The sequence below is a fragment of the Pseudodonghicola xiamenensis DSM 18339 genome (assembly GCF_000429365.1).
GTDB classification, from domain to species: domain Bacteria; phylum Pseudomonadota; class Alphaproteobacteria; order Rhodobacterales; family Rhodobacteraceae; genus Pseudodonghicola; species Pseudodonghicola xiamenensis.
Map to the genome: position 1 here is coordinate 78,752 of NZ_KE386893.1, position 17,720 is coordinate 96,471.

At 64.7% G+C, this 17,720-nt stretch carries 16 protein-coding genes; 12 read left to right on the forward strand and 4 right to left on the reverse strand.

What is annotated here, in order from left to right; genetic code table 11:
• Nucleotides 1-198: 198 nt before the first annotated feature.
• The 3 genes from gcvP (at nucleotide 199) to G455_RS0122555 (ending at nucleotide 5,628) form a co-directional block, all read left to right on the forward strand.
• On the forward strand, nucleotides 199-3,048 hold the full coding sequence (gcvP, locus tag G455_RS0122545; RefSeq protein WP_028095653.1) for an aminomethyl-transferring glycine dehydrogenase: 2,850 nt from the start codon (nucleotides 199-201) through the stop codon (nucleotides 3,046-3,048).
• A gap of 88 nt (nucleotides 3,049-3,136) precedes the next feature.
• Nucleotides 3,137-4,180, forward strand: coding sequence for an NAD(P)/FAD-dependent oxidoreductase (locus G455_RS25325; protein ID WP_051312704.1), 1,044 nt, complete (start codon nucleotides 3,137-3,139; stop codon nucleotides 4,178-4,180).
• Nucleotides 4,181-4,392: 212 nt separating this feature from the next.
• Nucleotides 4,393-5,628 (forward strand): acyl-CoA dehydrogenase family protein, encoded by a 1,236-nt coding sequence (locus tag G455_RS0122555; RefSeq protein WP_028095654.1) that lies wholly within the window; start codon nucleotides 4,393-4,395, stop codon nucleotides 5,626-5,628.
• Between the two features lie 76 nt (nucleotides 5,629-5,704).
• On the opposite strand, the gene G455_RS0122560 is transcribed toward G455_RS0122555, so the two are convergent.
• The gene (locus G455_RS0122560; protein ID WP_028095655.1) at nucleotides 5,705-6,268 is read right to left on the reverse strand and encodes a carboxymuconolactone decarboxylase family protein; all 564 of its coding nucleotides are present in this window, start codon (nucleotides 6,266-6,268) and stop codon (nucleotides 5,705-5,707) included.
• A gap of 97 nt (nucleotides 6,269-6,365) precedes the next feature.
• Between G455_RS0122560 and G455_RS0122565 the strand changes: the two genes are divergently transcribed.
• The gene (locus G455_RS0122565) at nucleotides 6,366-6,965 is read left to right on the forward strand and encodes a TetR/AcrR family transcriptional regulator (RefSeq protein ID WP_028095656.1); all 600 of its coding nucleotides are present in this window, start codon (nucleotides 6,366-6,368) and stop codon (nucleotides 6,963-6,965) included.
• A 41-nt stretch (nucleotides 6,966-7,006) separates the two neighbouring features.
• Nucleotides 7,007-7,549, forward strand: coding sequence for a flavin reductase family protein (locus G455_RS0122570; protein WP_028095657.1), 543 nt, complete (start codon nucleotides 7,007-7,009; stop codon nucleotides 7,547-7,549).
• Nucleotides 7,550-7,670: 121 nt separating this feature from the next.
• Here the strand turns inward: G455_RS0122570 and G455_RS0122575 are convergent, their stop codons facing one another.
• Nucleotides 7,671-8,210, reverse strand: coding sequence for an adenine phosphoribosyltransferase (locus tag G455_RS0122575; protein ID WP_028095658.1), 540 nt, complete (start codon nucleotides 8,208-8,210; stop codon nucleotides 7,671-7,673).
• Between the two features lie 323 nt (nucleotides 8,211-8,533).
• On the opposite strand from G455_RS0122575, the gene G455_RS26755 reads away from it, so the two are divergent.
• Entirely contained in the window at nucleotides 8,534-8,707 is a 174-nt protein-coding gene (locus G455_RS26755) for a hypothetical protein (protein ID WP_169726945.1), read from the forward strand.
• Between the two features lie 21 nt (nucleotides 8,708-8,728).
• Here the strand turns inward: G455_RS26755 and G455_RS0122590 are convergent, their stop codons facing one another.
• Nucleotides 8,729-9,358: a LysE family translocator gene (locus tag G455_RS0122590; protein WP_028095659.1), complete on the reverse strand. Its 630-nt coding sequence runs from the start codon at nucleotides 9,356-9,358 to the stop codon at nucleotides 8,729-8,731.
• A gap of 217 nt (nucleotides 9,359-9,575) precedes the next feature.
• Between G455_RS0122590 and G455_RS0122595 the strand changes: the two genes are divergently transcribed.
• On the forward strand, nucleotides 9,576-10,718 hold the full coding sequence (locus G455_RS0122595) for an acyl-CoA dehydrogenase family protein (RefSeq protein ID WP_028095660.1): 1,143 nt from the start codon (nucleotides 9,576-9,578) through the stop codon (nucleotides 10,716-10,718).
• 51 nt (nucleotides 10,719-10,769) lie between these two features.
• Here the strand turns inward: G455_RS0122595 and G455_RS0122600 are convergent, their stop codons facing one another.
• Nucleotides 10,770-11,465 (reverse strand): TetR/AcrR family transcriptional regulator, encoded by a 696-nt coding sequence (locus tag G455_RS0122600; protein ID WP_028095661.1) that lies wholly within the window; start codon nucleotides 11,463-11,465, stop codon nucleotides 10,770-10,772.
• Between the two features lie 249 nt (nucleotides 11,466-11,714).
• Here G455_RS0122600 and G455_RS0122605 point away from each other — a divergent pair, with 249 nt between their 5' ends.
• The 5 genes from G455_RS0122605 (at nucleotide 11,715) to G455_RS0122625 (ending at nucleotide 17,718) form a co-directional block, all read left to right on the forward strand.
• Complete coding sequence (locus G455_RS0122605; RefSeq protein ID WP_229861781.1) at nucleotides 11,715-12,743, forward strand: HlyD family secretion protein; 1,029 nt, start codon at nucleotides 11,715-11,717, stop codon at nucleotides 12,741-12,743.
• A complete protein-coding gene (locus G455_RS0122610) occupies nucleotides 12,743-14,296 on the forward strand; it encodes a DHA2 family efflux MFS transporter permease subunit (protein ID WP_028095663.1) in 1,554 nt (517 codons plus the stop codon). Before G455_RS0122605 ends, G455_RS0122610 begins: the two co-directional genes overlap by 1 nt.
• A 307-nt stretch (nucleotides 14,297-14,603) precedes the next feature.
• Nucleotides 14,604-15,035, forward strand: a complete 432-nt coding sequence (locus tag G455_RS0122615; RefSeq protein WP_028095664.1) for a MarR family winged helix-turn-helix transcriptional regulator — start codon at nucleotides 14,604-14,606, stop codon at nucleotides 15,033-15,035.
• Nucleotides 15,032-16,684: an MFS transporter gene (locus tag G455_RS0122620; RefSeq protein WP_028095665.1), complete on the forward strand. Its 1,653-nt coding sequence runs from the start codon at nucleotides 15,032-15,034 to the stop codon at nucleotides 16,682-16,684. The genes G455_RS0122615 and G455_RS0122620 overlap by 4 nt, the downstream gene beginning before the upstream one ends.
• A complete protein-coding gene (locus G455_RS0122625) occupies nucleotides 16,681-17,718 on the forward strand; it encodes an HlyD family secretion protein (RefSeq protein WP_028095666.1) in 1,038 nt (345 codons plus the stop codon). Before G455_RS0122620 ends, G455_RS0122625 begins: the two co-directional genes overlap by 4 nt.
• Nucleotides 17,719-17,720 lie beyond the last annotated feature (2 nt).

A 17,720-nucleotide genomic window follows, 5' to 3' on the forward strand; every position in this document is an offset into this window, starting at 1 on the left:
GGCGCTCTCCTCCGCGAGGGGGAGCTGCCGCGCCGAACGGGCACAGCCCCGTGAGAAGCTGTCCGGGCATTGCTGCCGCTTCGGCTGCGGGAGCCTCCGGCGGCCGTACTTGAACCGAGAAGAAGCCGGGGGCGGTGCGCATCGTCCCCGGATCACGCCAGACACCGGGGGCAATGCGCCTCCCATGGGGATGATGCAATGAGTTACACGCCCACCGATTATCAGCCTTACGATTTCGCCAACCGGCGCCATATCGGGCCGTCGCCTGCCGAGATGACAGAGATGCTCGGCGTCGTCGGTGCCGAGAGCCTGGAGGCGCTGATCGCCGAGACCGTGCCGGAGGCGATCCGCCAGGCGGCGCCCCTGTCGATCGGCGCGCCTCTGTCCGAGCGGGAATTGTTGTGGCACATGCGTCAGGTGGCGGGGAAGAACAAGGTTCTGACCTCGTTGATCGGGCAGGGCTATCACGGTACGGTGACGCCGCCGGCGATCCAGCGCAATATTCTGGAGAACCCGGCCTGGTACACTGCCTATACCCCCTATCAGCCGGAGATCAGCCAGGGCCGGCTCGAGGCGCTCTTGAACTTCCAGACCATGATCAGCGATCTGACCGGGCTGGAGATCGCCAATGCCTCGCTCCTGGACGAGGCGACCGCCTGCGCCGAGGCGATGACCATGGCGCAGCGGATCGCCAAGTCGAAGGCAGGCGCCTTCTTCGTCGACGAGAATTGCCACCCGCAGAACATCGCCGTGGTGCAGACCCGGGCGCGGCCCCTGGGGATCGAGGTGATCGTGGGAGCGCCGGAAGAACTCGTGGCCGACAAGGTCTTTGGCGCCCTGTTCCAATATCCGGGCACCTACGGGCATCTGACCGATTTCACTCCGCTGATCGAGGCGCTGCATGCGGCCAGGGCGGTGGCGGTGATGTCGGCCGACCCGATGGCCCTGACGCTGTTGAAGGAGCCGGGCGCGATGGGGGCCGATATCGCGGTGGGCAGCGCCCAGCGGTTCGGGGTGCCGGTGGGCTATGGCGGGCCCCATGCGGCCTATATGGCGACGCGGGCCGCGCACGCGCGGTCGATGCCGGGCCGGTTGGTCGGTGTCAGCGTCGACAGTCTGGGCAACCGCGCCTATCGCCTGGCGCTGCAAACGCGGGAGCAGCATATCCGCCGCGAGAAGGCGACCTCGAACGTCTGCACCGCGCAGGCGCTGCTGGCTGTCATGGCCTCGATGTACGCGGTGTTTCACGGGCCCGAGGGGCTGCGCGCCATTGCGCAGCGCATCCATCGCAAGACCGTGCGCCTGGCCCGCGGGCTGGAGGCTGCGGGCTTCAAGGTGGAGCCGAAGCAGTTCTTCGACACCATCACCGTGGATGTGGGGCTGCTGCAGCAGGGCGTTCTGCAATCGGCGGTGCGCGAGGGGGTGAACCTGCGCGCGGTGGGCGAGACCAAGGTGGGCATCACCATCGACGAGGCGACCCGGCCGGCCACCATCGAGGCGGTCTGGCGCGCCTTCGGTCTGGTGCTGAAGGCCGAGGACATCGTCTCGGAATACCGTCTGCCCGAGGCGCTGGTACGCGAAAGCTCCTATCTCGATCATCCGATCTTCCACATGAACCGGGCCGAGACCGAGATGATGCGCTACATGCGTCGTCTGGCGGATCGCGATCTGGCGCTGGACCGGGCGATGATCCCGCTGGGCTCCTGCACCATGAAGCTGAACGCGGCGGCCGAGATGATGCCGATCTCCTGGCCGGAATTCTCTCAACTGCATCCCTTCGTGCCCGCCGATCAGGCACAGGGCTATGGCGAGCTGATCGACAACCTGTCGGATATCCTGTGTCAGGTGACCGGCTATGCGGCGTTTTCGATGCAGCCGAATTCGGGCGCGCAGGGCGAATATGCGGGACTTCTGACCATCGATGCCTGGCATCGGTCGCGGGGGGAGCATCACCGCAAGACCTGTCTGATCCCGGTCAGTGCCCATGGCACCAACCCGGCCAGCGCCCATATGGCCGGCTGGCAGGTGGTGCCGGTGAAGGCGGCGGCCAATGGCGATATCGACCTCGACGATTTTCGCGAGAAGGCGGAGAAATACTCCGACACGCTGGCGGCCTGCATGATCACCTATCCCTCGACCCACGGCGTGTTCGAAGAGACGGTGCGCCAGGTCTGCGAGATCACCCATGCCCATGGCGGTCAGGTCTATATCGACGGCGCCAACATGAACGCCATGGTGGGGATCAGCCGGCCCGGCGATCTGGGCGGCGACGTCAGCCACCTGAACCTGCACAAGACCTTTGCCATCCCGCATGGCGGTGGTGGCCCCGGCATGGGGCCGATCGGGGTGAAGGCGCATCTTGAGCCCTTCCTGCCCGGCCATCCCCATACCGGCGGGATCGAGGGGCCGGTGTCTGCGGCGCCCTATGGCTCGGCCTCGATTCTGGCGATCAGCTGGGCCTATTGCCTGATGATGGGCGGCGAGGGGCTGACCCAGGCGACGCGGGTGGCGATCCTGAACGCCAATTACATTGCGGCGCGTCTGGCGGGGGCCTATGAGGTGCTCTATCGCGGCAAGTCGGGACGGGTGGCGCATGAATGCATCATCGACACCCGCCCCTTTGCCGAGAGCGCCGGGGTGACGGTGGACGACATCGCCAAGCGGCTGATCGACTGCGGCTTCCACGCACCGACGATGAGCTTCCCGGTGCCGGGCACGCTGATGATCGAGCCGACCGAGAGCGAGACCAAGGCCGAGCTGGATCGGTTCTGCGACGCCATGCTGGCGATCCGGGCGGAGATCGCCGAGATCGAAGCGGGGCGGGCCGATCCGCAGAACAACCCGCTGAAGCATGCGCCGCATACGATGGAGGATCTGGTGCGGGACTGGGACCGTCCTTACAGCCGCGAGCAGGGGTGTTTCCCGCCGGGTGCCTTCCGGGTCGATAAATACTGGCCGCCGGTCAATCGGGTGGACAACGTCTGGGGCGACCGCAATCTGCATTGCATCTGCCCTCCGGTCGGGGATTACGCGGAGGCGGCGGAATGAGATAAGGGGCGGGCCTGAGGGTCCGCCCCTTCGCATTCGGGCGGGGCTTTCGGCGCGCGTATCGGGGCAGAGAAGAGGGAAGGGTGCCATGCGGGTTGTCGTGGTCGGTGCGGGGATCGTCGGTGCCTCTGTCGCCTGGCATCTGGCGCGGGCCGGTGTCGCGGTCGAACTGCTGGAGGCCGGGGCGGGGCCTGCCCAGGGCGTGACCGCGCGGGCCTTCGGCTGGGTCGGGCTGGGGGCGCAGGGGCCGGGGGACGATCCGGAGCTTTTCGCGCTGCGGCTGCGGGCGGTTGCGGAGCATGCCCGTTGGCGCCGGACGTTGGGGGAGCGCTATCCGGTCTCGGGGCAGGGGGCCCTGGTGTGGCGCAGCAGCGAGGCTGAGACGCGGGCGCTGATCGACTGGCACCGGGCGCGGGGCAGCCAGGTCGAGGCGCGGGGCCGCAGCGGCATCGTGGCGCTGGAGCCCGGGTTGCGCGAGGTGCCGGAGCTTGCCGCCTGGTTCCCGCAGGACGTGGCGAGCGAGCCACCGGCGTTGGCCCGGGCGCTGCTGGCCGATGCGCCCGGTGTCGTTCTGCGCTCTGGTGCCCGCGTCGTGGCGCTGGAGGAGGGCGCGGCGGTGCTGACGGATGGCGCCCGTGTGGCGGGCGATGCGGTGGTTCTGGCCAATGGCGCGGCTGCGGTGGAGCTGCTGCCGGGGCTGGATGTGAGCCTGTCGCCGGCAGTGCTGATCGAGGGCCGGGCAGAAACGGGCGGCAGCGGTCGCATCCTCTGCGGCCCGGAGTTCGAGGCGCGCGTCGGGCCGGATGGGCGCGTGGTACTGGCCGAGTGGCTGCCGCCCGAGGGTGAGGCGGCACTGCCGGGGCTGGCGCGGGCGGCGGAAGGTGCCCTGAGCCGGGCGCTGGGCGCCGGGGTGGTCTTGCAGCCACCACGGGTTGGGGAGCGGCCGGTCACAGGGGATGGCTGGCCGATGGTCGGGCCGCTGCCGGGGCATCCGGGGCTGGTCTTGGCGGTCGCGCATCCGGGGGTGATTCTCTCTCCCTTCCTCGGTCGGCTGGCTGTTGCTGCGGTTTTGGGCGGCACGAGTGACCCCGAGATGGAAAAATTTCGGCCAAGATGTCGCATCATCATTTGATATCGTCTGACGATCTGACCTATTGTTTTGCTTGGCGAAATTCATTTCCGCGACTTTTCTCTGCGGCGGGAAATCGGAAAAATACAGCGATTTTCGTGGGATGGCTGGCAAAAAACTGCTGTGATCGGCTGGACATTTTTCAGATCGCCGCGCAGTCTCTGCCCGAAATTTGAGGCTGGCGGTGAGCCGGCGTTACGGGAGGAAAAGCCGGGATGAACATGTCATTCACCATGCGTGCGGAGAATGCGAAGTTGCTGGAGCGGGTCCGCGACCTGATCCGCAACGAGGCGATGCCATTGGAAGAGGAATACCAGCGCGAAGTCGGCACCGGCGACCGCTGGGCTTACACCGAGCGTCAGACCGAGATCTTGGAAGGACTGAAGGCCAAGGCCAAGGCCGAGGGGCTGTGGAACTTCTGGCTGACCGACAGTGACAAGGGCTTTGGCCTGTCCACCGTCGAATACGCCTATTTCGCCGAGGAAATGGGCAAGACGCCGCTGGGCGCCGAGATCTTCAACTGCTCTGCCCCCGACACCGGCAACATGGAGGTGCTGGAGCGTTACGGCACCGAGGCGATGAAGCAAGAGTGGCTGAAGCCGCTGCTGGCCGGTGAAATCCGCTCGGCCTATCTGATGACCGAACCCGATGTTGCCAGTTCGGACGCCACCAATGTGTCGATGTCCTGCGTGCGCGATGGCGATCATTATGTGCTGAACGGTGAGAAATGGTGGTCCTCGGGCGCTGGTGATCCGCGCTGTAAGGTCTATATCACCATGGTCAAGACCGGTGGTGACGACACCCCGAAACATCAGCGTCATTCGATGATCGTGGTGCCGGCGGAAACCCCGGGGATCGAGATCCTGCGGGCGATGGAAGTCTATGGCCATGACGATGCGCCGCACGGTCACATGCATATCCGCTTTACCAACGTCCGGGTGCCGGTCGAAAACCTGCTGCTGGGCGAAGGCAAGGGGTTTGAAATCGCACAAGGCCGCCTCGGGCCGGGCCGTATCCACCACTGCATGCGCGCCATCGGTCAGGCCGAAATCGCGCTGGAGCAGATGTGCAAGCGTGCGCTCGACCGGGAAGCCTTCGGCAAGAAGCTGGCGCAGCTCGGCGCCAACTATGACATCATCGCCGAATGTCGGATGGAAATCGAGATGGCCCGGCTGCTGTGTCTGAAGGCCGCCTGGTACATGGATCAGGGCGATGCCCGCGCCGCGGCGCCGTGGATCAGCCAGATCAAGGTGGTCGCCCCGCGCACCGCGCTGAAGGTGATCGACGAGGCGGTGCAGATGTTCGGCGGCGCCGGCGTGTCGCAGGATACGCCGCTGGCCACCGCCTGGACCCATGTGCGGACCCTGCGCCTGGCCGATGGCCCGGACGCGGTGCACCGTCGTCAGGTCGCCCGCAGCGAACTGAAGAAATACACGCAAGAGAAAGTCTGACCGGCCCTCGGTTCGGCAGGGAGAGCAGGCGGGCGGTCCATTCGGGCCGCCCGTCGCCGTTTTGGTGGGGAGGGGCTCAGGCCGACAGGCGCTTTTCCCAGGCGAAAGCCTGCATCGGCGCGTCGACCGGGGTTTTCGCCAGATGGTTGGTGTAATTCGACATCACCTTCTGCGCCACGCCCAGAACGACCTCGAGGATTTGGCGTTGGGTGAAGCCGGCGTCGAGAAAGGTTTGGACCTGTTCGTCGCTTACCTCGCCGCGCTGACGCACGACCTGCAGGGTGAAGCTGCGCAGCGCTTCGAGATGGGCATTGGGCAGCGGGGTCTCGTTACGCAGCGCGTCAGAAATCGCATCATCGACCTTCATCCGCTTGGCGATGCCGGTGTGGGCAGGCACGCAGTAGTGGCAATTGTGTTCGACGTTGATGGTTTGCCAGACCACGGTGAGTTCGTCCTTGTCGAAGGAAGTCTCTTCGGCAAACAGCCTATGGAGCTGTTGATAGCCTTCCAGCAGCGCCGGCGCCTCGGCCATCACCGCATGCAGGCCGGGCAGTCGGCCAAAGGCCTTCTGGGATGCTTCGATCAACGGTTTGCTCGCCTCGGGCACGGTATCGGGGGTGTGCAGGGTGAAATCGACCATCGGGGATCTCCTGGTTGTTGAGCGGTTGCTCAAACTGACATGGGGTCTCTCTAGCTTTACTTGAACGATCACTCAAACGTCATCGGAAGGGACCGCCATGGCGAGAAAGGCCAGTTATGATCGGGACGAGGTGCTGCAGAAGGCCCTGGAGCTGTTTTGGGCCAAGGGTTATCACGCGACCTCGCTGAAGGATCTGGAGGTGGCGCTGGATATGCGTCCGGGGTCGATCTATGCCGCCTTCGGGTCGAAAGAGGCGCTGTTCGCCGAGACGCTGAAACGTTATGCCGAACGGTCGCAGGTCCAATTCGACCGGACCATCGCCGGGGCACCGACGCCGCTGGCCGGGCTTGCGGCGCATGTCCGCGCCCTGGGCTGTCCGCCCGAGGACAAGGCACCACCGTCGCGCGCCTGCATGCTGGTCAAGACGCTCTTGGAAACGCCGGACGACGGTGTGGAGCTGCGCCGGCTGACCGAGGAGAGGATGCAGGGGATCGAGGCGGGGTTTGCCACTGTCTTCCGGGCGGCCCGGGATGCCGGGCAGATCGCTCCCGACAGTGACCCCGAGCGGCTGGCGCGCCGGTTGCAGGCGGCAGTCTTCGGCTTGCGGGCCTATGCGCAGCGCAGCGACGCGGGCGGGCGCACCGCCGAACTGGCCGAGGATATCGCGCGCGATCTTGAGGCGCTGGCGGTAAGATGAAACTCTGACCCCGAGTCGAAGCCGGTTGAACGGAGGTGCGGATGGAACCGCTGGAGCTGCACAGGGCCTTCACCTTGATGGAATCCGGGCCACTGGTGCTGGTGACCACCAATGATGGCAGCAAGGACAATGTCATGACCATCACCTGGACCATGGTGATGGATTTCGCCGGCACCCTGGCAATCACCACCGGCCCCTGGAACCATTCTTTCGAGGCGCTGCGGCAGACGCGGGACTGCGTGATCGCGATCCCGACGGTGGACATGATCGACACCGCGGTGGGGATCGGCATGTGTTCGGGCGCCGAGGTGGACAAGTTCGCCCGCTTCGGGCTGACCCGGGGCAAGGCGGCGCAGGTACGTCCGCCGTTGATCCAGGACTGTCTGGCCAATATCGAATGCCGGGTGGTCGAGGTGATCGAGCCCTATACCATTCTGGTGCTGGAGAGCGTTGCTGCCTGGATCGACCCGGCGCGACAGGAGCGGCGGATGATCCATGCGGTGGGTGACGGCACCTTCATCGCCGACGGTGAGCGGCTGGACCGGCGTGATCTGATGCGCGCGAAAATTCCCCCGGGGGTCTGAGCTCCGACGGGGCAGGGGGCGTTGCCCCCTCGGGCCCGGGGGCCCTCACCCCCAGGATATTTGAACCAGATCGAAGGGGCCCAGGGAAGAAGCCAGGGGAGTGTCTGTTTCCGGCGCGCGGTCAGAGGCCGTCGAAGGTGCAGAGCGTGTGGACGTCCATGCCCATCGCCTCCAGCACCTTGCGGCCGCCCAGATCGGGCAGGTCGACCACGAAGGCACAGCTTACGATATCGCCCTTGAGGCGCTCGATCAGCTTGATCGCGGCGGCGCAGGTGCCTCCGGTGGCCAGCAGATCGTCGACGATCAGGACCTTTTCGCCGGGACGGATGGCGTCATCATGGATTTCGACCACCGCCTCGCCATATTCCAGCTTGTAATCCTGGCTGATCGTGGGGCCGGGCAGCTTGCCCTTCTTGCGGATCGGCACGAAGCCGACCGAGAGCTGGTGGGCGATGGCGCCGCCCAGGATGAAGCCGCGCGCCTCGAGCCCGACGACCTTGTCGATCCGTTCACCGGCATAGGGATGCAGCATCTGGTCGATCGCCATGCGGAAGCCGCGCGGGTCGGAGAAGAGTGTGGTCACATCGCGGAAAAAGATTCCCTCATGCGGGAAATCCACGATGGTGCGGATGTAATCCTTGACCTGTCTGGAGGGGGGCATCTGCGGGCTCCGGCTTGGAAAAACTGCCTGCCGGGTGTGGCCGATGGGGCAAGGGCTTGCAAGCCCCTGCAGACGAAAGGGCCCCGGCGGGGGCCCTTCGTCAGTGGCGAGTTTCGCTGAAGCTGCGATAAAGGGCGGTCGGCAGCCAGCTGAGGTGCGGTTTTGTCCAGTCCCGCCGATCGCGAGTCAACAGGGCCTGTGCGGTATAGAGGTTCATTTGCCTTTCCTCCGATTATTCTGCTACGTCATCGTTCTCGACAACTTCTATGCAATGTATATACACTGAATATACGAAAATTCAAGACTTCGGAGGCTTGTGGCGCGTGACCAAGAAAGACGGCAAGGTTTCGGGGAAGAAGGACAGCCAGCTGGTGTTGCGGCTGGACAAGGCGGAACGGGATGCTTTCGTCGATCTCTGCAAGCAGATGGATACCAGCGCGGCGCGGGAAATCCGGCGCTTTATCAGGGGGTTTCTGAAGGAGAACGGTGAAGGCTGAGGTTGCGCGCCCGGCGGTGCCTCAGCTCGGGCGGCGCAGGGCGGCGGTGGCCAGCCCCATCCCCATCAACGTCAGTCCTCCGGTTCGGGTCAGGCCGGTGATCACCCGGGGGCGGCCGACCCAGGCGCGCAGCCGGTCGGCCAGCAGTGCATAGGCCAGCGCGTTCAGTGCAGCGAGCGTCACGAAGGTGGCGATCAGGATGGCGAATTGCGGGCCCAGCGGCGCCTCGGTCCGCAGGAACTGCGGCACGAAGGCGACGAAGAAGGCAATCGACTTGGGGTTCAGCGTCGTCACCGCAGCGGCATGGGTGAAGACGCCCTTCGGGGTGACGGTGCTGGCGGCGGTCATCGCCTGCAATCCAGTCGACGGCGCGCTGCGGAACAGCTTCCATCCCATCCACAGCAGATAAGCAGCGCCGATCCATTTCAGCACCGAAAACAACATGGCCGAGGTCATCACCAACGCGCCCAGCCCTAGCAACGAGGCGGTCATCGCGGTGAAATCCCCCAGCGCGACCCCGGCGGCAGAGGCGACTGCGACGCCGCGCCCCTTGCTCAGCGCGTAGCTGAGCACCAGCAGCACGGTGGGGCCGGGGATCATCAGCAATGCGGTGGCAGCGGCGACGAAGGTGAGCCAGAGATCGAAAGACATCGGTGCGGTCCTGTTCAGGGGGCGCGTCATGGAGCCGCGTTTTCCGGGCTGCGTCAAGCCGTTCATGCGGTGCTGCTCCCCGGGGGCGGGAGCTTCGGCCCGGTCGGTCGTGACGTCCTTGTCGGTTCGGCTGTTCAGCCGCGCCGATCCCCGCTAGCATCCCCGGCGGAGGACCGGCTGCCGCAGTGGCCGGGGGAATTATGCGAGGAGGGCAGGCATGATTTTGACCGAAGACCAGCAGATGGTGCGCGATATGGCGCGCCGGTTCGCGGTGGAAAAACTGGCGCCGAAATCGGCGGATTGGGATAAATCCCATCATTTTCCGTCCGAGGAGATCGCCGAGATGGGGGCGCTGGGCCTGATGGGCATGCTGGTGCCGGAAGACTGGGACGGCGCGATGTCCGATCACGTCTCCTATGCCCTGGCGCTGGAGGAGATCGCCGCCGGAAATGGCGCGGTGTCGACCATCATGTCGGTGCACAACTCGGTCGGCTGCGTGCCGATCCTGCGCTATGGCAATGAGGCGCAGAAAGAGGAATACCTGCGCCCGATGGCGCGCGGCGAGGCGCTGGGGGCCTTCTGCCTGACCGAACCGCATGCGGGCTCGGACGCCTCGGCGCTGAAGACACGGGCGCGGCGCACCAACACCGGCTGGGTGCTGAGCGGAGTGAAACAGTTCATCACCTCGGGCCAGAACGCCGACACCGCCATCGTCTTCGCTGTCACCGATCCCGACGCCGGCAAGAAGGGGATTTCCGCCTTTATCGTGCCGACCGACACGCCAGGCTATCGCGTCGCCTCGATCGAGGAGAAGCTGGGACAGAACCTGTCGGACACCGCCCAGATCGCCTTTGACGACATGGAACTGCCGGCCGAGAACCTGTTGGGACAGGAGGGCGAGGGGTATCGTATCGCGCTGTCGAACCTGGAAGGCGGGCGGATCGGCATCGCCTCGCAATCCGTCGGCATGGCGCGGGCGGCCTTCGAGGCGGCGCGCGATTATGCGCTGGAGCGCGAATCGATGGGCCAGAAGCTGATCGGCCATCAGGCGGTGGCGTTCCGGCTGGCCGATATGGCGACCCAGATTGAGGCGGCCCGGCATATGGTGCTGCATGCCGCCAGCCTGCGTGACGCCGGGCAACCGGCCCTGCAGGCGGCGTCGATGGCCAAGCTCTTCGCCTCGGAAATGGCGGAAAAGGTCTGTTCGGCGGCGATCCAGACCTTCGGCGGCTATGGCTATACCCGCGATTTCCCGGTCGAGCGGATTTATCGCGACGTCCGGGTCTGCCAGATCTACGAGGGCACCAGCGACGTGCAGCGCATGGTGATCGCCCGCGATCTGGTTCGGGCGGCAGGCTAGGCGCCGGCGCGCTTCCCCTGCGTTCGTTCATGGCTGATTTACGGGGGGGCTTTAGCCGCCGTAGGCTGCCATGAAGACGCGCAGGGCCTGCTGTGCGCAGGTCTGGATTTCTTCCGGGGTGGGCGGCTCGGGTTTCTGGCCGAACAGCCGCTTGCGCCAGATGCCGACCGAGGTAAGTTCGATGAACTGCTGTGCCGCCAGCAGCGGATCGTCGATCTTCAGCCGGCCGGCCCGGGTTTCATCCTCCAGCCAGGTATAGAGATCGCCCAGGAACCGGCGGGCGCCGAATTCATAGAACCTGAGCCCCAGTTCGGGCATCCGTTCGACGATGCCGATCACCATGCGCTGGGCGCGAATGGCCTCTTCCGAGGTCATCAACCTGGCAACTCCGATGCCATAGGACAGCAATTGCTGTTCTGTTGTTCCAGGGGAGTGCAGGATGTCGCGCAGTCCTTGAAACAGCGCCAGACGCTTTTCCGCGATCGTCTCGACAAAGAGGTCCTCTTTGTTCTGGAAATAGACGTAGAGCGTGCCCTTCGAGACGCCGGCAGCTTTGCAGATTTTGTTCATCGAGGCCGCATCATAGCCCTGTTCCATGAACATCTTCCACGCGCCGTTGATGATCTGATCGCGCTTGCGCGGGTTTTCTCCGGCGGCGCAGCGCCGTTTGCTCAGCGCGCAGCAATCCTGTGCCTCTGCGGTGGTCGCGGGGGCGGGATGATCCGGTGAGGAAGCGTCGTTTGTCATGGATGCGATATATTCGAACCGGTTGGTTCGATAAAGTCTTGTCTTTGGTCTGCTGCGCTCCTATTTCACTTCGAACCAGCCGGTTCGATTGTTGCCGTTCCCATATTGCTCAGACGAGGCTTTGCCATGTCCCGCCACGACCGTATTGATGACACTGCTGATGAGGCTCAACCGGTTCCGTCCGGGGCCTCCGGGGCGGCGGCAGATAGCAGTCCGGGGAAGGCTGGCGGCAGGAAGAAGCGTGTGGTCATGGGCGTGGCGCTGATTGCGCTGCTGGTGGGCGGATATTTCGGTCGCCAATGGTGGACCGAGGGGCGTTTCATGGTCGATACAGACGATGCCTATGTGCAGGCCGACCTGTCGGTGGTGTCGTCCAAGCTGACCGGCTATGTCGAAGCGATCCCGGTCAAGGCCAACCAGCACGTGACCAAGGGCGAGGTTTTGGTTCGGATCGAGGACGGCGATTACCGGATCGCGCTGGAACAGGCCAAGGCCAAGCTGCCGACGCTGGACCGGACGCTGGCGCGGATCGACGCCCAGGTTGCGGCCGCCGAAACCTCGGTTCAGCAGGCCGAGGCGCAGCTTGCCGCCACCGAGGCGGCGTTGCGCACAGCCACCACCAATGCCGAACGCATTCGCGATCTGGCGGCCCGTCAGGTGTCGTCTCAATCCGCGCTCGACAGCGCCAATGAGGCGCTTGATACCGCCCAGGCGAACCGGGTCGCGGCGGTGGCGGGGATCGCCGGTGCCGAGGCGCAGGTCGAGGTGCTGAAAGCGCAGCGGGCGGAAACGGAATCGAGCCGGCGCGAGCTGCAACTGGATGTCGATCAGGCGCAGCGCGATCTTGACCTGACGGTATTGAGGGCGCCGTTTGACGGTACCGTCGCCAACGTCGCGATCGAGGAGGGGGAGCTGGTCACCGCCGGCAAACGGCTGGCTGCGGTGGTTCCGGATCACGGGCTTTATGTCGAAGCGAACTTCAAGGAAACCCAGCTGAGTGGTATCGCCCGGGGTGAGACCGCGCTGGTCAGCATCGACGCGCTTGACGGTCACAGCGTCGAAGGCAAGGTGATCTCGATCGCGCCGGCGACAGGGGCGGTGTTCTCGTTGCTGCCGGCGGATAATGCCACCGGGAACTTCACCAAGATCGTGCAGCGCGTGCCGGTGCGGATCGAATTGCCCGACGGAACGCCCGGGCTGCGTGCGGGCCTGTCCGTCGTGGTCCAGGTCGACCGCCGCACTGCGCCTGCCGGCGCGCTGTTCGCGGATGCCGAGTAATGAGCGCCGCCGCCGAGGAGCCGCAGCTGACCCCGCGCCGGGTCGCGGCCTTCATGGTCATGGTCTTCGGCATGTTCATGGCGATCTTGGATATCCAGATCGTTTCGGCCTCTTTGCCCGAGATTCAGGCTGGGCTGGGCGCCTCGGCGGATGAGATTTCGTGGGTTCAGACCGCTTATCTGATCGCTGAGGTGATCATGATTCCGCTGTCAGGCCTGTTGGGGCGGATGATGTCGACACGATATCTGTTCGCAATCTCGGCAGCGGGGTTCACCCTGTCCTCTTTCATGTGCGCGACCTCTGGGTCGATCGGAGAAATGATCCTGTGGCGCGCGATGCAGGGGTTTCTGGGCGGTGGCATGATCCCGTCGGTCTTCGCCGCCGCCTTCACCATCTTTCCGGCCTCCAAGCGCAATATGGTGTCGCCGATGATCGGGTTGGTGGCGACGCTGGCGCCGACTGTGGGGCCGACTGTGGGGGGCTATCTGTCGCATGCGCTGTCCTGGCACTGGCTGTTTCTGGTCAATGTGCCGGCGGGCATTCTGGTCACTCTGGGGGTGCTGGCACTGGTCGATTTCGACAAGCCGGACTGGTCGTTGTTCGACAAGTTCGACTGGGTCGGGCTGGGGGCGCTGGCCTGTTTCCTGGGCGCGATGGAATATGTGCTGGAAGAGGGGCCGTCGAACGACTGGTTCGATGACGAGGCCGTGGCGATCCTGTTCGTCGTCATGGTTCTGGGTGGCGTGACCACCTTCTGGCGCGCCTTTACCCGGGCCGAGCCGGTGGTGGATTTCAGCGCTTTCGCGAACACCAATTTCGCCGTGGGCTCGGTGTTCTCCTTCGTGATGGGGATCGGGCTTTACGGCATGACCTATCTCTATCCGCTCTATCTGTCGTCGATCCGCGGTTACGACAGTCTGATGATCGGCGAGACGGTCTTTGTTTCAGGGCTGGCGATGTTCTTTACCGCGCCTCTGGCCGGTGCGCTCGCGTCGCGGATCGACCTGCGGCTGATGCTGATCGGTGGGTTTCTGGGCTTTGGTCTGTCCTCCTGGATGCTGACGGGGATGACGGCGGATTGGGATTTCAAAGAGCTTCTGGTGCCGCAGATCCTGCGGGGCATGTCGTTGATGATCTGCATGGTGCCGATCAACAATCTGGCCCTGGGGACCTTGCCGCCGGCCAAGATGAAGGGTGCCTCTGGACTTTATAACCTGACGCGTAACCTGGGCGGGGCCGTGGGGTTGGCGGTGATCAATACCCTGCTGACAGATCGCGGTGCCCTGCATGTCGCCCGGCTGAAAGAGGCGCTGAACTGGGCCAATCCCGAGGCGCTGAGTCAGCTTGCCGCCATGCAGGCCAATCTCGAAGTGCAGGGAATAAGTGGCGAGCAGGGGGCGCTGGCGCAGATGGCCGGGCGTATCACGGCGCAGGCGACGGTGATGTCCTTTGTTGACGTCTTCCTGCTGCTGACGGTGATTTTCTGCGGTCTCGCCGTGATGGCCCTGGCGATGAAACCGCCGGCGAAAGGCGCCAAGGCGCCGGCGCATTAGCGATGGTAGTTGCCGTGGGTGGAGGTTGCTGCCGCCGATCCTTGCCGCAAAAATAAGCACTATTCCAGATATTGATCCTGGGGCGTTGTGGCTGTTGTCCTGCCTGGGCGCTGCCGGGGTGGGCGAATAATTTTTGTATCATACTGTTATTTATATGTTTTTATGATCTTGTGGCGGTTTTCGTTTCAGAAACAGGGCATTCCGCCGGTGCTGGGTCGCAAGACCGTGAATGATCTGCCCTTGAAATACATGCTGCAATCATGTTTAGCGAGCTAAAAGCTTAGTATGCTAATAGTGTGAGGCGGGAATGTCTGTCGATACTCAGGTCCTTGACGCGTTGCTGCGCGTGATGCGCGAACTGCGGCGGCACTACGACCTGAGTGCGCGCGAGGTCGGGCTGACCATGTCGCGGGCGAGGGTGGTGTCGACCCTGGCGAAGATGGAAGGGGCGACCCAATCCGAATTGGCGGTCGAGCTCGAGATCGAGGCGCCGACGCTGAAGCGTCAGGTCGATGCGCTCTGTGCGGCCGGGTTGATCGAGCGGCAGGCGATGGATGGCGATGCGCGCAAGCGGGCGCTGTTCCTGACGCCGGCAGCGCGCCAGATCCGGATTACCCATTTCATGCAAAGCATGCGGGCCGATCTCATGGCGGGGATTTCGCCCGAGGATCAGGCGACGACGCTGGCCGTGCTGCAGCAGATCGAACGGAACGCTGCCGGACTGAGGCGGGAAGAATGACGACTGCACCTGCAACAGCAGAGGCCTCCCGGCCCGAGCCGGTATCTGCGCCGGCGCCGGCGTTGCCGTTTCGGCAGGCCTTGCCCTATGTCGCCGCCGGCGGGTTGGTGGCGATCGCACAGGGCTTGGGACAGGGGTTCGTGTCGACCAATATCCCGCAAATCGCCGGTGATCTGGGGATCACCACGACACAGGCGAGCTGGTTGATGGTGGCCTATATCGTGCCGCGTGCCGCCCTGCCGCCGATGCTGATCAAGATCCGGACCCAATTCGGGCTGCGCCGCTTTGCCGAGATCGGCATTGTCATCTATGCCTTGGTCGCCTTCGCGGCGGTCTGGATCAGCGATTGGCGTTCGGCGATGGTGGTGCAGGCGCTGTCTGGCGCGGCTTCGGCGCCGCTGTCCACATTGGCGTTTCTCTATATTCTTGAACCGATGTCGCCCCGCTTCAAGATGGTGCTGGGGCTGCCCTTGGTCATGGCCTTTCTGCTGGCGGGGCCGTCGCTGGCGCGGGTGGTGTCCCCGGCGCTGATTGGCGATGGTGGGTTGCAGCGCGTGCATCTGACCGCATTGGGGCTGGGGATGCTCTCGCTGGCGGCGGTGTTCCGTCTGCCGCTGCGGCCCGTGCCGCATGCCAAGGTGATCCAGCTGGCGGATCTTTGCAGCGTCGGGCTGATCTTGATCGGATTTGCCGGGGTGGCCACCGCCTTCGTGATTGGACCGATCCGCTGGTGGACTGATGCCGCCTGGATCGGCTGGGCGCTGGCCGGGGCGGTGGCGGCGCTGGCGCTGGCGATGGTGATCGAGTTGCGCCGCGAGACGCCGCTGCTGGATGTGCGCTGGCTTGCCTCGCCGGCGATCCTGCATCTGACCGCGACGCTCTTTCTGTTCCGGCTGATCCTGTCGGAGCAGACCTCGGGCGCGCCGCGGATGCTGATGACCCTGGGGATGGCGGGGTCCCAGATGACCGCGCTGTTCGCGGTGATCGTCATCGCCACCTTCGTCGGCGCCATGGCCTGTCTGGCCTGGATGCGCCCGGGACGCGAAGCTTACCTGCATCTCGCGGCGCTGAGCCTGATCGCCGTGGGGGCCTTTATGGATTCGCACGCGACCTATGATACCAGGCCGGAGCAGATGCTGATCAGCCAGGCCCTGATCGCGGTGGCCGGCATGCTGTTCATGCCGCCGGCGATGATGGCGGGGCTGCTGTCGGCGCTGGCCAAGGGGCCGAACTATATCCTGTCGTTCGTGATCGTCTTCGTTTCCACCCAGAGCCTGGGCGGGGTGATCGGGGCGGGGGTGTTCTCGACCGTGGTGAACCTGCGGCAGGCGTTTCATTTCCAGCAGCTCTCGGCCGGGCTGACGGTGACCGACCCCGGGCTCGCCAATGAGATGTCCTTGCGGGCGATGTCGCTGGCTGCGCAGACCCCGGATCTGGCGCAGCGCAAGCTGCAGGCGGCGGCGCAGATCGCAAGCGATGCCTCGCGTCAGGCCTATGTGCTGGCCTATAACGATGCCTATTTCCTGACCTTTCTGATCGCTCTCGGAGCGGCAGCGGCCCTGCTGCTGCATCTGTTTCGCGATGCGTTGGTCGCCAGGCTCGCGCCGGCGGCCCCTTCCTCCGATCCCAAGGCGACGACACAATCATGACCAAAGCTCACGTTCTTCCTTCCGTTATTGCCGGCGGCATCGGCCTCGCCGGTGTTCTCTTGCTGTTGTTTACCTGGCATCTGCCGCCCTTCGCTCCGGCCATGCCGACCACCGAAAACGCCTATATTCGCGGCAAGGTCACCACCTTGGCACCGCAGCTTTCCGGATATCTGGTTGAGGTCGATGTGGTCGATTTCGAGGCGGTGGAGGCCGGCGATGTGATCGCCCGGATCGACGATCGCATCTATCGCCAGAAGCTGGCCCAGGCCGAGGCCAATCTGGAGGGGGCAAAGGCTGGGTTGAAGGTCGCTGAACAGAGCGCGCGCTCTGCCGAGGCTGCCGAGCGGTCGAGCCAGGCCTCGCTCGATTCCGCCCGTTCGGCCCTGGAGAACGCCCGGACAACCTGGGATCGCGCGAGGGCATTGCAGGCGCGCGGCATTACCTCGCAATCGAACCTGGATCAGTCCGATTTGGCATTGCAGCAAGCGCGTGCGGCGGTGCGCCAGGCCGAGGCGCAGCTTCAGGTTCAGAAGGAGAACATCAACAGCGCCCGGGTCCAGCTACTGGCCAAGAAGGCGGCCATCGACAGTGCCGACGCCGCCCTGGCCCTGGCCCGGATCGACCTGGAAAACACGGTCATTCGCGCCCCGTCAGAAGGCCGTCTGGGGCAGGTCTCGGCCCGGGTGGGGCAATTCGTGGCGGCCGGTACGGCGCTGGTGTCGCATGTCGGACGCGATCATTGGGTGATCGCGAACTTCAAGGAAACTAGCATTCAGGGGCTGCACATCGGCCAGCCGGTGGCCTTTTCGGTCGATGCTCTGGGGGGCCAGGTCTTCCATGGGCATGTCAGCTCGTTCTCGCCTGCGACCGCGTCGGAATTCAGCCTGCTGTCGGGCTCCAATGCGACCGGCAATTTCACCAAGATCGCCCAGCGGTTGCCGGTACGCATTTCGATCGACGAAAACCAGGATCCCGCAGCCTTGCTTGCACCGGGAATGTCGGTCGTGGTCGAGGTCAATATCGAGAAGGGTTGAAA